Raw genomic sequence first — 15,049 nt, 5'->3', positions numbered from 1 at the left:
AAATTACACCAATGCCGGGGGGAGTGGCCCTCGGGCTACGCCCTCACGCCACTCCCCCCGGCATGTAACACGATGGCCTGGTTTTACGCCGCCGAATGGCCGACTTTTGCTCCGCCGTTGACAAGCCAGACCGGCAAACGCATTACGTTGGCAGATCTGTAACATGGGAAAGGGGTGCTTGCCTTGTGAGCACCCCTTCCTCTCATAACGACGGGGATATTATCCCAGCCTTCCCAAAAGCGGGAACAGTGTCAATCTGTATGGCAAGCGAGATCAGGCATGGCTGTGCACGGACTGGATCATGTCAACATCCTGACGGTGGATATTGACGGAACGAAACGCTTCTACAAGACGCTGTTGGGCCTTGTAGAAGGCGTGCCGCCTCCTCTGCCCGCAGGGATTGAAGCACATTGGCTGGTCGATGCAACCGGCCACCCCATCATTCACCTGCAACGGGTCGAAAATGCCAATGTGGGAAACGTCGCCGGATCGATCCATCATGTTGCGCTAAAATGCGACGATTTCGATACCATGCGTGCACGATGTGAAGAGATGGGTGTCAATTTCATGGTGAACAGCTTCGAATCCGCCAAATTTCGCCAATTGCTCGTAACCGATCCCAATAATGTTCTGCTGGAAATGAACTTTACCGGATAAACATCTCCGCCGTTCAGCGGAATGATCAGGCGCGGGGCGATTACATCCCCCGCGCCTTCATTGTCACTTGGCGTATGGCTGCCAAAAGCCGACGCTCCCAGAACTGAAATCAACAGCATCGCTGATCGGCATCACGTCCGTACCTGGCCGTTTCCCAAGTTCCGCCATCACTGCGGACAGATCATCGGTTTCGACTTCGTAGATCGCCATATATTTCTGTGCCCCTTCCCCCACGCAGGTGAAGCGTTCAGCGGACACGACGCCGGGAATGGCGAGCACATCTTTGATGTGCTGCTGGTCATACCACTGGTTGAAATCTTCATCGCGTCCTTCAACCGCATTGCTGAAAGCTACCATCTTATATCGGGCCATCTCTATTCTCCCTTGGCAACATCTTCTCTCAGGCCAATATGCGTTCCAGTTCATTCGAGCCGGTCGCATGGTGCGCGGCGACATAACCGAAGGTAAAGGAAGCACCGATGCTCGCGCCCGCAGCGGGATAGCAACGGCCAAACACCGAAGCAGTCGAATTGCCGGTAGCATAAAGGCCCGGAATCACCGTGCCATCATCCTTCAGCACCCGCGCATATTCGTCCGTCACGACCCCGCCGGCCGTGCCAACATCACCCGGATAGATGGCAACGGCATAAAATGGTCCCTGCTCAACCTTGCCCAGATTGGGGTTGGGCTTCACGGTCGGATCGCCATGGACATTGTCGAACCGTCGGCAACCACGCCCGAAATCCTCATCCACGCCTGTGTCACAGAAATGGTTGAAGCGCGCGGTCTCAGCCTTCAGTCCGGCAGCGTCAATGCCGCAGAGCGCCGCGATTTCCTCCAGTGTGTCCGCCTTCTTCATATATCCGCTGTCGAGCCAGGACTGCGGTGTCTTGCCCGGCGGGAACGTGCCCCATGGGTAGCGTTCACGATGCCGCTTGTCGAATATGACCCAGCACGGAACGGCCTTGCCCCCGCTGTCGCGATTACGCTGGTAGATGCGTTCGCCAATTTCCATATAGGCCCCGGATTCATCCGCCACACGTCGACCGTTCTGATCCACCAGGATTGAGTGCGGCAGGCTGAGGTCGAGATGATGCATGAAGGGCAGGACACTGCCATCCTTCCAGATCGCACCTTCCGGCCATTCGCCATTGGTGTTGCGCGACGTGACCACCCACCATGCGGTATCGAGGCAGTCCGTTGCCGCTCCGATGTCCATCATCGCCTGGATCATTTCGCCTGTGTCGCCCGGATTGGCGCTCGTCCATTCATTGGTGATGGGGCCGTCCGTCACTTTCTGGCGGAATGCCTTGTTACGGGAATAACCGCCGACATTGATCAGCACGCCCTGCCGTGCCCGGACTTCCACCTCTTTACCGTCGCGTTCGATGACAACACCCATCACTCGGTCGCCTTCAACAATCAGTCGTTTGGCGGGGCTGTTCCGCTGGATGTTGACACCCTCTTTCAAGGCAATTTGCAGCAACCGTCCCTGGATTGCCGCGCCATTGGTCACAGTCTTTCGCCCGGTTAGCTTGTCACGCATCACAAGACGGGCGAAACGAAGCGCCTTCATCTTGCCTGCCCATGTCCGCTTCATCAGGAAGAGGGTCGGGAATTCCTCCGTCGGCATCGGCATTCCTGCCATTGGGCCGTACATGGCCAGCAGTCCTTCCCATTCGCCCAGTTCATGGACGTTGAATGGCTCCGGCATGATAGACCGGCCCAACGGCTGGCCGCCCGGCAAATTGTCATAATAATCGGGCCAGTCATCGTTTGGACGACGTACCTTAAGGCCATGTCCCCGAAGATAGTCGAGCATTCTGGGCGCCGCCTTCAGAAAAGCATCGCGCCGCTTCGGTGTGACGGCCGGCCCCTTGTAAGTAACACAATGATCGAAATATTCACGCGCCTTCTCAAAACTGTCCGGAATTCCGGCCTCCCGCAAAAGGCTGCTGTTCGGAATCCACCAGACCCCGCCTGAAAAGCTGGTCGACCCACCGAATAGATTTTCCTTTTCAAGGATAACGGCGGTCTTGCCCTGCTGTTTGGCGACAAGCGCAGCCGTCACCGACCCACCGCCGGACCCGACGATGACCAGATCATATTCTTTATCCAATGGCGGATTGACGACAGCCATAACCTCTCACTTTCCTTGATGCTGGAATTTCCAGCTCTATGAATGTCATGAAGCTAGGCCCCGTTGATACGAGCGCAAAGCCCTCCGCCACCGTAAGATAAGGATCATCACTTATGCGATGCAAGGATGCGGGGTGGCTGCGTTTCACCCCGCATCATCATTTTCAGATCAGTTCCACGCCAGTTCCAGCTTCGTCACACCATTCACCATTCCGGTCGCCAGGACAGGCTTGGTCCTCGGCTTGATGTGGAAATCAGGAATTCGGCTCAGCCATTCCCGCAGGAAAATGCGCAGCTCGCGTCGGGCCAGGATCGCGCCAGGACAGGCATGGGCACCGTTGCCGAAAGCCGCATGTGTTCCTCCCTTTCGCGCAAAATCCACCGTGGCCGGATCATCATTCACCCGATCATCCATACCCACCAGCAGGTTCGGCGGCAAAAGTCGCTCACCCTTCTTGAACGACAGACCCTTATATTCGAAGTCATGTGTCACCACGCGGGCGGTATTGGCCATGCCATGTCGGCGAATCAATTCCTCGATCGCGGATTTCAGAAAAACCTCATCATCCAGGCGGGCGACAACCTGGCGTCGATGCTCGTCATGAGTCGCCAGGAATTTGGCGAAGAAGGACAGCATCCCCGCCACCGTATCAAGCCCCCCGAACAAGATGAGACCGGCATAGGAAGTGGCTTCCGCGACCGATATGCGCTCACCACGAACCTGCGTGTTGACCACTTGCGACAACAGGTCATCGCCAGGATTATGACGCCGCTCTTCCACCCATTTGTACAGATAGGCGCCCATGTCCTGCATCGACCTGAATCGTGTCTGCGCATCCCGGCCACGCACCGATGCTTCGGCGATCGGCAACAGATAGTCCTTGTCCTCCAGCGGCAGGTTGACCATCCGCAGGAACACGGTGATCGGCAGGACCTTTGCAAAATCCTCGACAAATTCGCATTCGCCGCGCGGCACCAGCGCCTCGATGGTTTCTACGCAAACATCATGAACGCCCTGTTCCAGCTTGGCGACCGCGCCCGGCTGGAGCGCCTGCACGAGCGGACGACGATAATGGGCATGTTCTGGCGGGTCCAGTTCAAGGGGAATCTGGACCGGCGTTTCCTCCGGCATCGGCGGCAAGGTAACATGGCGGTAGGAGAAACGCTGATGATCTTTCTGCATCACCAGAATATCCTCAGCGCGCGTGGCTACCCAATGTCCGCCATTACGTGGCGTCCAGAAGATGTCGGGGTGCGTTGTCTGAATGGCGGCATAGGCCGACTGCACATCTTCATCGGATCCAGGAAGATTGTAGAAGTCAAAATCAACGACAAGATCGCTCGGAACATGATCAGGCCGTTCGGCCATGGGGGCTTCACGTAAGTCCGACATTCCTATCTTCTCCCAATTTCTTACCCTCTGACGATGTGTTCATCGATCAAATTTTACATGAATATGTGCTGGCACGCGCATCATGATACCCCTGATTTCCGGCGCGGGCTTGTCAGGATCGAGACGCAGATCGTGCAGATTGTCCATCACGGCATGCAGCGCGCGCGTCATTTCCACCCGCGCCAGATGCTGGCCAACGCAGATATGCGGCCCGCGCGAGAAGGAGTAATGCGCGCGCCGATCACGGAAAATGTTGAAGCTGTCAGGATCAGAAAATAGCGCAGGGTCACGATTGGCACCACCGGCCACCACGTCCAGAAATGCGCCTGCGGGCACATCTACGCCGCCGATCCGGGTGTCGGCAATGGCCGTGCGAAGCTGCGACACCACCGGCCCATCCCATCGCAGTGCTTCCTCGATAGCCTGCGGGATAAGGGTGCGGTCCTTGCGGATCGCGTCATATTGAGCGGGATTTTGCAGCAGCGCCGTCAACAGGACACTGGTGCCCCGATAGGTCGTGTCGCCCGCCGCATTCATCAACTGGCGCAGGAATGATATAAGGACCAGCTCAGGCAGATACTCGCCGTCCACCTCGGTATTGGCCAGCAGGCTGACCAGATCGTCGCCCGGCTCCGCACGCCGCGCATCGATCAGCGCGCGGAAATACTCGCCAAGCTTGACCCCGGCTTCCTGCGCCTGCGCCATATGCACATAGTCTGTCTGGCCGATCGCCAGGCGCTGGAAGGTATGAACATCCGATTCCGGCAGGTTGAGCTGATGATAGATCACCTCAAACGGATAACGCTGCGTGAACTCTTCAACCAGATCAGCTTCGCCGCGCGGCAGGAATTTGGCCATCAGGCCATTCACTACCGGATCCACGATGGTATCGCCCCATGTCTTGACAAACTGCGGCAGGAAAATCTTCTGAAAAATCCTGCGCCACCGCCCATGCTCCGGGTTGTCGAGCGTGCTGATGCTGCCCATGCCGAACGTGGCGCCCAGGGTCGGCCGGTAGCCGGAATTGGAAAAACATGCGGTATTGGTCAGCACTTCCTCCACTTCCGTGCTGCCCAATATCGTGAATGTTGGCACAGAGCCGTAAAAGCAGGGATAACCCATATTCTCGCGATAGGAGCCGGGCAGGACCGCACCACGGGCGCGCAAGGCATGGATGCGCGGATAAGGGTCCAGATCGTCACCGAAATTGACCTCATCGGACAGGAAGGGATCGTAGGTGGGATCGTCAAATTCCTGAATTGTGAATGCAGTCGCCATGACTTGTGCCCTTCATTATGCCGTATTCTTCATGTGAATATATCTGCCGGAACCAGTCGCTGCTGCCGGTTTCCGACAGCGGGTGCGGGCTCCCGCGCCATTGATTTGGTACAACGCCTAGCGGTTCTTCCCCTCAAGGATAAGTTCAGCCGCACGCCAGGCCGATGCCATGATCGGGCCATTGGTATTCGCCGAAACCATCATTGGCATGATCGATCCATCCACGACGCGAAGGCCGGTCACGCCGCGCACCCGCAATTTTTCGTCAAGGACGGCATCGTCGAAATCGCCCATCCGACAGGTGCCGCAAGCATGATAGCCCGCTTGGCCGGCGGTGCGATAGGCGTGCAATATCTGCTCATCGGTCTGCAACGAACGGCTCGGCTCGCGCTCTTCCAGAACCATTGGCGCGATGGCCGGCTGCTCCATCCACTTGCGGATAAACCTGTGCATGGCGACCGTTACCGCGCAGTCATAAGGATCGGAAAGATAACCGGCCACGATCCTGCCCGGCGCGGCCGGATCAGCCGAAGTGATGCAGACAGAACCTTCGCTGCGAGACCGGAGAGGATAGCCGAACAGGGTGACGCTATGAACCGTGTCCACTGCCAGTTGCCCTTTCTCGTCGGGCAGGGCCACGACGGGCGAGAAGAGAACCTCAATGTCCGCACTGTGGGACTCGGCCAGGACTTTCGCGAAGGCACCGACGGTCCCATAGGCCACGGCCATCGGTCCGGTCCGCGTCAGAAACCAGCGCAAGGCGTTGCCGATGACCCGCAATCCCCGCAACTGCGAATTATGGCTGTAGGGCACGGTCAATCCATAGTGCATACCGAACAGGCGATGCTCAAGCATGTGCTGACCCACACCGGGACTGTCCGCAACCACATCAATTCCCAGTCCTGATAAATGTCCGGCATCGCCAATACCGGAGCGCTGGAGGATCTGCGGCGACATCAGGGCACCGGCCGAAATGATCACCTCGCCAGCGGCCAGAAAAGTTTCAGCCTGACGGCCCTGCGCACCGACCGTGATCACGCCCGATGCACGCTTGCCTTCGAACAATATGCGATCAATGGTAACGCCGGTGCGCACGGTCAGGTTGGGACGCCCCTGCGCGCGCTTGAGGAAGGTCTGCGCCGTGCTCTGCCGACGCCCCTTATGGATCGTACGGGTGGCATATCCGACCCCCCCCTGCGGCGGACGGTTCAGGTCCTCCACCCTTGGCAGGCCCATCTGTTCGCCGGCCTTGATGAAGGCTTCGGTCAAGGGGGTACGCTCATGTTCCAGCGAGATGTGCAATGGCCCTTCTCCGCCGCGCACCTCATCCCCGCCAAGCTCGTGATTTTCCATGGCGCGGAATGCAGCGCCCATCTTGTCCCAGCCCCATCCCTTGGCGCCAAGCGCTTCCCAGCCGTCATAATCCTCTGCCTGACCACGGAAATACATCATGCCGTTGATCGAGGATGATCCCCCCAGCATCTTGCCCCGCAACCAGGTTTCAGAAGGAATGTCATCATGCGCCTCCGTCTGGAAATACCAGACATGCTCAGGATCGCCATAAAGCTTGGCGACACCGCGTGGCATGTGGATGAACGGGCTTTTGTCGACCGGCCCCGCCTCCAGCAGCAAGACTTTGCTGGACGGATTTGCGGACAGGCGTTCGGCCAGCACACAGCCGGCCGAACCCGCGCCAACAATGATATAGTCCCATTCAGTCATGCCGATTATCAGCCTCTCCCTGCGTCCCGTACGGGATTTTTCCATAACGCCGGCATCACGCTGCGCCTCTATAATGCCGGATGATCAGCCCACCATCGCCAGAAGCGCCGATTCCGTCTCGTCCCAGATCGCGCCCATGTCGGGATGTTGGCGGGCCTGGACAACATAGCTGGCCAGGCCAGGAAATTCGTCCAAAATACCGGGTATGCCGAACATATGACCAGCAACCCCGCAAAGCAGCAATGTGGGCAGAAGTATGCAATCCGCCTTGCTGATCGCGCCGCCCGCAACGAAACCGGCATCATCGACGAAATTCTGGACCAGCGACAAGCCGTTGCGCAGATGGCCCAGTTCAGCGCCCACGATGTCGGCATTACGTATCTGCGGCTCCCTTTGTCCAAACAGGCGCGTCAGGGCAGGCACGACATAAAGTTCGAGTGTGCGAATGGCATTGCGCATCTGCGCCCGTGCCGCTGCGCCCGTGACAATCAAGGACGGTTCCGGGAAATTATCCTCAAGATAATCGATGATTGTCTCTGACTCGGCAATCGCCAGACCATTGTCCGTTACCAGAACCGGCAGCTTGCCGATCGGGTTTATGGCCAGATATTCCGGGGAACGGGTGCCACCGCCCAGCGGTGCTTCCTGTTCATAGGCCAGTCCCTTGATCCGTAGCGCGAGCCGGACTCGCGCCGCATAAGGGGACAGGGTGAGGGCATAAAGTTTCATCACTTCTGCTCCACCGGAAACATGTAGGGCACAGTTCCGCTCAACGCGACAGGCACGAAACCGTCGCCATGCGGCCAGTCGAGGAATCCTGCCGCCGCCATCGTGCCACCATCCACATGCATCGTCATGCCTGACACGAAGGTCGCAAGGTCTGAGGCGAGGAACAGCACCGCATTGGCCAGTGCTTCGACCGGGGGTGGACCACCTGCCGGTATATACATCGCCATCGCCTTACCGATCGATTCGGGTAGAACATTGGCATAACCCGCCGCTATCTCAGGCGGCATCGCGCTCTCATTGCCCTTGCTGGGCGTCGTGTCCGGCGCGATGCAGTTCAGGCGGATGCCTTCCTTGCCCAGTTCTACAGCCATGGACCGGGTGAAGTTTGTCGTCGCTGCCTTGGCCCCGGCATAGACCGCAAATGTTGCCGCGCCGCGATGCGCCTCGATCGTGGTGAAGTTTATGATGCTCCCGCCGCGTCCACCCAATCGGATCAAGGGAACGGCACGTTGCACCGACTGAACCACATAGCCATAATTGCGCTGGATATCACGCGCGATCCCAGTGCGATCGAGGTCCATGAAATTGGTGCGATACGTGCCGCCCACGACATTGACGACAATATCCAGATGGTCGAACGCGCGCGCTACATCGTCATAAAAGCGATCAAGCGCGTCCGGGTCCGTCGCATCGATCCGGTCCGAATAGACCTTCCGCCCCATGTCCCTGGCAGTCGCGACAGTCACAGCCATCTGCTCCTGATCGATATCGCACAGCGCGACATCGACGCCAGCGCCGGCCAGGGCAAGCGTGATGCCGGCACCAATGCCGCCACCCCCGCCGATGACCACGGCGGTTCGGCCTGCCAGTCCGGCGCGCTGATCCAGATATCCTTGTGTGTCTGTCATGATCTTCTCACAATATTCAAAGTTGTCAGATGGTGGAATGGATGTGCGCAGCCAACCATGCCTCAATATCGGCGTTTGCCTGACGACTTACCTGCGCTGTTGGGAACATGTCGAACCCATGGATTGCACCGGGGTAGAGATGAGCCTCCACCGCTACGCCCGCCGCGTTCAGACGCCGGGCATAATCCATGTCCTCGTCCACCAGCAGGTCCAGCGCCGCCGCACTGATGAAACAGGGCGGCAGCCCCGAAAGATCTTCTGCCAACGCGGGTGAAAACCAGCCCTTGCGCGAATCGTCGACCATATAGTCGCCGCGCAGACAGTCCCAGCCAAAACGATTGTCCTCCACCTTCCACCCCAGATGGCCTGCAAACGCATTGCGCCACAATCCGGCGTCAGTTCCGGTCCGATGGTCCAGCATCGGATAGATCAGCGCTTGCCCCGCAAGGGGCAGATCGCCACGGTCACGCACCATCAGCGCGAGCGACGCTGCCAGGCAGCCACCCGCGCTTTCGCCAATCACCACAATCCTTGCAGGATTAATTCCGATCGCATCGGCGTGCACAACCATCCACTGGAGCGCGGCGTAGCAATCTTCCTGTGGACCGGGAAACGGAGTCTCCGGTGCCAGACGATATTCCACCGACACGCCCACTGCGCCAAGCCGCTCAGCCCATCCGGCAAGCCGGGCGGATGCCATGTGCGCCGAGCCAATGACCATGCCGCCGCCATGGATGTACAGGATAGCGGGCCGGTCTTGCGCACCTTCGCCATTGTAGATCAGTAACGGCACGTCGGGCGCACCATCCCGCCCCGGTGCCAATGCGTGTCGCGGCTGCGCCTGACTATCTTCACGTGACGCCAGAATAGTGAGGATATCGATGCGGAGTTGCGGAAGCGTCTCTTTGGTGAACACCAGCTCTGGCAGCATATCCAGTAGCGAAACAAGTTCCGGATCCAGCCGCGCCAGCGTACGGTCGCGCGCCTCGCCCATTCGACTTTCCTCTCAATCCTTGTTCCGCCGACCGATTGCCGTCCGCCTAATGTCTCGCCTGTGCTCCGTCCGCGCCAGAGGCAAGCGTAGCGAAGCCCCATTCATCGTCCTTGCGATAGCTGCGCCGGGCCGCTTGTCGCGTTCCGGTTCCCGGCCACATCGCTGTCAACGACAAGGTTTTGGGAGGCGCAATTGGACGATGCAATGGATCTTGGCGCTCTACAGGACAGCATCCGCGACATGCTGACCACGGAGTGCCCCCGTGAACGGGTGGTCCGCCATGCACAGCACGGCAACGGGATCGACCGGGATCTGTGGAGCAAGGCCATCGCGCTTGGCTGGACCATGATCAGCATTCCGGAAGAAAATGGTGGTCTTGGACTCGGCACGGATGCGCTGGCTTTGTTGTATGAAGAAGCCGGGCGTGCGGCGGCCCCGCTGCCTCTGCTTTCCTGCCTGCTCGCCGTGCAGAGCATCGTTGCATCGGCCAGTCCGGCGCAACGCGATAGCTGGCTGCCCCGCATCGCCGAAGGCGCGATCGTGGCGATGGATGCCCCCATCGGCATCACGTCGCCTGGCCTTTCCCTGTCGCGGACGGGCGGTGACATCGTGCTGACCGGCACTGTGCGTGATCTGCTGGACGGAGCGGATGCCCAGTTGCTGCTTTTGACTGCTGCGGATGCCGAAGGTCGCGCTTACCGGATCATGCTGGACGTTGCCGCAGATGACCTGACAATACACCGCGAAACCCTTTGGGATCGGGGCCGTAGCCTGTCGAACATCACGCTCGATGGGTTGAAACTTTCCGCTGACCGGGCCTGGCTCACGACATCTGAAGCCGAAGAGGCACTGGTCGATCATGCCGCCATCGCCCTTGCCGCCGACAGTGTCGGCGGGCAGGACGCTCTCCTCGACCTCACCATAGAATATCTCAAAACGCGCCAGCAATTCGGTCGGCCGATCGGTTCTTTCCAGGCGTTGAAACATCGGGTCGCCGACCATCGAACCCGACTGGAAGGGGCCCGCTGGCTCACGCGCAGCGCGGTTGCGGCCGTGACGGCCGGTTTGGCGCATCACGCGACGGAGGCATCGGCGGCCAAGGCCCAGGCCGCAGCCGATTATATCGATCTGGGTCGTGATGCGATCCAGTTGCACGGCGGTATCGGCTTCACGGCCGAATATCCCTGCCATGTTTTCGTCAAACGGGCATTCCTCAACGAACAATTGTTCGGCAGCCGCACCTTCCACCTGAATAGGGCTGCCGCGCCTGCCTTGTGCGGAGCCGTCTGATGACCAGCCTGATCAACACACCTGTTTCGGTCGCAGATGACCTGGACGCTTTCCGCGACGCACTGCGGCACTGGTTGCCCGGCGCCATCCCGGCGAACTGGCGCGACCGTATCCGCAAGGGTGGCGAGCCTGCCTATCTGGACGTGCAACGGGAATGGTACAAGGCTCTGGCCGATGCGGGCCTCGCCACCGCGCACTGGCCGTCGGCCTGGGGTGGCGCGGATCTGTCGCTGGATGCCCAGATCATATTCTATTCCGAACTGGCCCGCGCCGGCGCACCGATGGCGCTGCTTTATACGGTATCGCTGTATCACATGCCTGCGACCATGTTCGCTTACGGCACGCCTGAGCAGCGGGACCGCTATCTCGAAGGGGTCCGTAACGGTGGCGTGGTATGGTGTCAGGGGTTTTCGGAACCCGGTGCCGGGTCCGACCTCGCCAGCCTCAAGACCCGCGCGGAGCGGCGCGGCGACACATATGTGGTGAACGGGCAGAAAATCTGGTCATCGTCCGGGCAACATGCGGAATTCTGTCTTTTGCTTGCGCGTACCGACCCGACGGCCAAGCGCAAGCAGGAAGGAATCTCATACTTCATCTGCGACCTGCGCAGTCCCGGCGTCACGGTGCGCCCGATCGCACAGCCGACCGCTGAATCGGAATTCAATGAAATCTTCTTCGATGATGTCGAGATTCCGGCCGAAAACCTGATCGGAGAAGAAGGACAGGGCTGGCAGATTGCCCAGACCACGCTGACCACCGAACGCGGGCTGCTGATCTTCGAATGTGTGGAACGCCTGGCCCAAGCCTATCGCAAGGACGCCGACGATGGCCGTGACACCTGGCTGCGCGACCCGGTCGCCCGGCATCAATTTGTCACCTTCTATCCTCGCATTCGCGCCATTCAGGCGCTGGTGGCGCAACTGCTCGCCGAACTGCGTGAGGACCCGCATGGCGGCAACGTGACCGCCACCTATGTCAAACTCTATTGGGGGCCGCTGCTTCAGGATTATGTCCAGTTCACAACCCGCGCCCAAGGCCTTGAAGGGCAACGGTTTACTGAGCCGCAACGATGTGCCGGGCACAATAGCGGTGACGCATTCAGCGATTTTCTGTGGAGTTATGGCTGGACGATCGCAGGGGGATCGAACGAGGTTATGCGCAATCTCGTATCCGAGCGTTTCCTGGGACTGCCCAAGGGATAAAACTGCAAAAGCACTGCTTTCACGCGGAGATTTCCGCGTTACCGGATAAAAAGGGGCCGATCCGAATGCCGGATCGGTCCCTTTTTCATATCATCGGCAATTGGGTTCAGGAACGGCTTTGACCCAGCACATATTGTTCGAGCGTGCGGTGGAAGTTGGTGATTTCCTCCTCCTGCACCGGGTTAGGACGCGCATAGGAGAATACACGGTTCTTCATGCCCTTCTGGACCATGAACATATTGGCCAGGTCCTGATCCACGATCAGGCCAAAGCTCTTGCCCGTGATATCAGTATGGACCTCGGTTTGCGCCTTGGGCTCCTTGCCGGGACCATAGCGTTTTAGCGACCATATGTTGAAGATGCATTTGTTGGGATCATCCCCATCGGGACGGGCGCGATACCACACAGCGCCATCGAAATAGGGCAACGTGACGCAGTTGGGGAAGATATGCCAGTCGGTGCCCGCCTTGTACATCGCTTCCGGCGTCAGGTTCGGCGGATAGCCACAGCCTTCCTCTTCCGCCGCCCTGCGCCCCAGTTCGACCGCCATGCCGAACGCGGTCAGCGGATCCACGTCTGGCGGCAATTCAGTCATGATGCGTTTGGCGGCTTCATAGTCGCGATCGGTGAAGATCGCCGCAAAGTCCTCCTCCATCATGCGGAAGAATTCGATCACGCCAGGCCGTACGTCAGCCGGCGTTTCGCGCTTCAGGCGCGGCGAAGGCGTACCCAGCATGGCGGTCGCGCCCCAATAGCCGAAATGCGCATGCTTGCCGTGCGAGAAGCTGGTCGTATAATCCTCCCCCTGGGTCGGCAACAACTGCGTATGGGTAGCCGCGACATGATAGCCTTCCATGAAGGCTTCCATCGCAACCTTCCAGTTGCAGGGGATGTGGAGTTCCAGTGCCCAACGGAACCGCATATTCTCATATTCGAACGGATCAAGATATTCGGGGATCGGGTTCAGATATTCTTCGAGAGATTCCGAATCCGGGTCCATGTTGATCCAGACAAACCCGCCCCAGCGTCCTGTCTTGACGCGATGCAGATCGATATCCTCATTATCGAGCGTGCCGTTCCAGTCCTCCTTGTCCTGAACCACGACATTCTTGCCATCCAGGTCAAAGGTCCAGTTATGGTACTGGCAGCGGAAGTTCACCGCATGGCCGCAACCTTCCATGATCTGGCGACCGCGATGTGGGCATACATTGAAAAAGGCGCTGAAACTGTCACCATTACGGTCACGCACGACGATGATGCTGTCATCCGCGACATCAAATACGATATAATCTCCAGGATTGGGGATCTGCTCTTCGCGGCAGGCAACCTGCCACACCTTGGGCCACAGATTGTCTTTTTCCTGCTGCACGAATTCGCGTGACAAATAATTGTCGCGAGAAACCCGGATGATGTCGCGGACCCGCGGCTTTTCCGAAACTGTCGCCATAACCGAAATCTCCATCTCCATTCTGTGCATAAATGCCCCATGCCGTGGAGCCTGCACCTACAACCTCAACTGACCAGGAAGCCTCCGTCGACTGCCAGCAACTGCCCCGTTACATAACGCGACGCATCGCTCGCCAGGAACAGGCAAGCGCGAGCAATATCGCACGGCTCGCACGATGTGCCGCCGAGCGGAATGCGACCGGGCTGCGTGAAAGGCCCGCGTAGCGGATAGCCGTCCGCTTCTGCCGCAGCATGGTCGGTCGCAACCCCACCGGGCAGGACGCTGTTCACCCGGATATTATGTTCGCCATATTCCAGCGCGATCGATAGCGTCAGGTTGTTCACACCCGCCTTGCCCACACCATAATGAACATTGTCATAGATGCAGGCGCGCATGGAATTGACCGACGAGATGTTGACGATCGAACCACCCCGGCCATCCACCTTCATGCGCCTGACGGCATGCTGGATGCATTGGAACGGGCCACGCAGGTTGATCGCCAACATCTTGTCGAGCAAGGCCGTGTCCACCTCCTCAAATTTGCGGAATGGATAGATCGCCGCACAGTTTACCAGCACGTCGATCGGCCCGATGGCGTCAACCTGCTCGAAAAGGGCAGCGATGGACGCCGGATCACTCTGATCAAATGCAACAAGATGTACGCCGGGTCGTTCTTCCGACAAGCTGGCGAGGGCCGCTTCATTCAGATCCGCGCCGATCACTGTCGCGCCAGCATCATGAAACAGCCTGGCAATTTCCCGGCCGATACCAGTCGCTGCACCAGTAACCAGTGCCACCTTGCCATGCAGGCCAAAAATCGATGCGACATCTGCCATGTGCGTCATACCTCTTCCATGAGCAATGGCGTCAGGGCCTGACGCTGATCCGATGTAAGCGATACCGGCCTGCGGGTCTGCCGGTCGACATAGACATGAACAAAGTGCCCGGTTCCGGCAGGATGTTCCTCGCCGGGGCGGAACAGGCCGATTTCGTAACGAACACTCTTGTTCCCCAGCCTTCCGATCCGCAGCCGGGCATCCACAATCTCTGGAAACGCGATCGACTGATGGAAATCGCAGGCACTCGATACGCACAGCCCAATAGAAGGCGACGTGCCCATCGCGATCACTCCGGTTTCCAAGATATAAACCGTCACAACCTGATCCATCATCGCATAATAGATGACGTTGTTCACATGGCCGTAAGCATCGCAATCCATCCATCGCACCGGGATAGACAGGCTGTAGCGATAATCGTCGCGCGTTTCAGTCTTGCGGTCGCTCATGCAAG

General features: G+C 58.8%; 14 protein-coding genes. 3 read left to right on the top strand and 11 right to left on the bottom strand.

What is annotated here, in order from left to right; all coding sequences use genetic code 11:
• Positions 1 to 279: 279 nt before the first annotated feature.
• Positions 280 to 657: a VOC family protein gene (locus Q4610_RS16875; protein WP_304537143.1), complete on the top strand. Its 378-nt coding sequence runs from the start codon at positions 280 to 282 to the stop codon at positions 655 to 657.
• A 63-nt stretch (positions 658 to 720) separates the two neighbouring features.
• Here the strand turns inward: Q4610_RS16875 and Q4610_RS16870 are convergent, their stop codons facing one another.
• From Q4610_RS16870 to Q4610_RS16835, 8 genes are all read right to left on the bottom strand, one after another.
• Complete coding sequence (locus tag Q4610_RS16870) at positions 721 to 1,029, bottom strand: DUF4286 family protein (protein ID WP_304537142.1); 309 nt, start codon at positions 1,027 to 1,029, stop codon at positions 721 to 723.
• Between the two features lie 28 nt (positions 1,030 to 1,057).
• Positions 1,058 to 2,797, bottom strand: a complete 1,740-nt coding sequence (locus Q4610_RS16865; protein ID WP_304537141.1) for an FAD-binding protein — start codon at positions 2,795 to 2,797, stop codon at positions 1,058 to 1,060.
• Between the two features lie 168 nt (positions 2,798 to 2,965).
• Positions 2,966 to 4,189, bottom strand: a complete 1,224-nt coding sequence (locus Q4610_RS16860; protein ID WP_304537140.1) for a cytochrome P450 — start codon at positions 4,187 to 4,189, stop codon at positions 2,966 to 2,968.
• A 39-nt stretch (positions 4,190 to 4,228) separates the two neighbouring features.
• Positions 4,229 to 5,251, bottom strand: a complete 1,023-nt coding sequence (locus Q4610_RS16855) for a cytochrome P450 (RefSeq protein ID WP_304537139.1) — start codon at positions 5,249 to 5,251, stop codon at positions 4,229 to 4,231.
• A gap of 333 nt (positions 5,252 to 5,584) precedes the next feature.
• Positions 5,585 to 7,189, bottom strand: a complete 1,605-nt coding sequence (locus tag Q4610_RS16850) for a GMC family oxidoreductase (protein ID WP_304537138.1) — start codon at positions 7,187 to 7,189, stop codon at positions 5,585 to 5,587.
• A gap of 84 nt (positions 7,190 to 7,273) precedes the next feature.
• The gene (locus Q4610_RS16845) at positions 7,274 to 7,918 is read right to left on the bottom strand and encodes a glutathione S-transferase family protein (protein WP_304537137.1); all 645 of its coding nucleotides are present in this window, start codon (positions 7,916 to 7,918) and stop codon (positions 7,274 to 7,276) included.
• Complete coding sequence (locus Q4610_RS16840; RefSeq protein ID WP_304537136.1) at positions 7,918 to 8,826, bottom strand: SDR family NAD(P)-dependent oxidoreductase; 909 nt, start codon at positions 8,824 to 8,826, stop codon at positions 7,918 to 7,920. Before Q4610_RS16840 ends, Q4610_RS16845 begins: the two co-directional genes overlap by 1 nt.
• Positions 8,827 to 8,851: 25 nt before the next feature.
• On the bottom strand, positions 8,852 to 9,820 hold the full coding sequence (locus Q4610_RS16835) for an alpha/beta hydrolase (protein ID WP_304537135.1): 969 nt from the start codon (positions 9,818 to 9,820) through the stop codon (positions 8,852 to 8,854).
• A gap of 192 nt (positions 9,821 to 10,012) precedes the next feature.
• Between Q4610_RS16835 and Q4610_RS16830 the strand changes: the two genes are divergently transcribed.
• Together Q4610_RS16830 and Q4610_RS16825 are read left to right on the top strand one after the other, a co-directional pair.
• A complete protein-coding gene (locus Q4610_RS16830) occupies positions 10,013 to 11,110 on the top strand; it encodes an acyl-CoA dehydrogenase family protein (RefSeq protein ID WP_304537134.1) in 1,098 nt (365 codons plus the stop codon).
• The gene (locus tag Q4610_RS16825) at positions 11,110 to 12,312 is read left to right on the top strand and encodes an acyl-CoA dehydrogenase family protein (RefSeq protein ID WP_304537133.1); all 1,203 of its coding nucleotides are present in this window, start codon (positions 11,110 to 11,112) and stop codon (positions 12,310 to 12,312) included. Before Q4610_RS16830 ends, Q4610_RS16825 begins: the two co-directional genes overlap by 1 nt.
• Before the next feature lie 106 nt (positions 12,313 to 12,418).
• Here Q4610_RS16825 and Q4610_RS16820 read toward each other — a convergent pair whose 3' ends face one another.
• The 3 genes from Q4610_RS16820 to Q4610_RS16810 all read right to left on the bottom strand — a co-directional run bounded on the left by Q4610_RS16820 (position 12,419) and on the right by Q4610_RS16810 (position 15,044).
• Positions 12,419 to 13,759: an aromatic ring-hydroxylating oxygenase subunit alpha gene (locus tag Q4610_RS16820; protein WP_304537132.1), complete on the bottom strand. Its 1,341-nt coding sequence runs from the start codon at positions 13,757 to 13,759 to the stop codon at positions 12,419 to 12,421.
• 65 nt (positions 13,760 to 13,824) lie between these two features.
• Positions 13,825 to 14,604 (bottom strand): SDR family NAD(P)-dependent oxidoreductase, encoded by a 780-nt coding sequence (locus Q4610_RS16815; protein WP_304537131.1) that lies wholly within the window; start codon positions 14,602 to 14,604, stop codon positions 13,825 to 13,827.
• Positions 14,601 to 15,044 (bottom strand): acyl-CoA thioesterase, encoded by a 444-nt coding sequence (locus Q4610_RS16810; RefSeq protein WP_304537130.1) that lies wholly within the window; start codon positions 15,042 to 15,044, stop codon positions 14,601 to 14,603. The genes Q4610_RS16815 and Q4610_RS16810 overlap by 4 nt, the downstream gene beginning before the upstream one ends.
• Positions 15,045 to 15,049: the final 5 nt, after the last annotated feature.

Origin of the sequence: Sphingobium cyanobacteriorum (assembly GCF_030580935.1) — a bacterium.
Taxonomy (GTDB): Bacteria; Pseudomonadota; Alphaproteobacteria; order Sphingomonadales; family Sphingomonadaceae; genus Sphingobium; species Sphingobium cyanobacteriorum.
The sequence above is the reverse complement of the archived record's forward strand: the minus strand, read 5'-3'. Positions and strand labels throughout refer to the sequence as shown.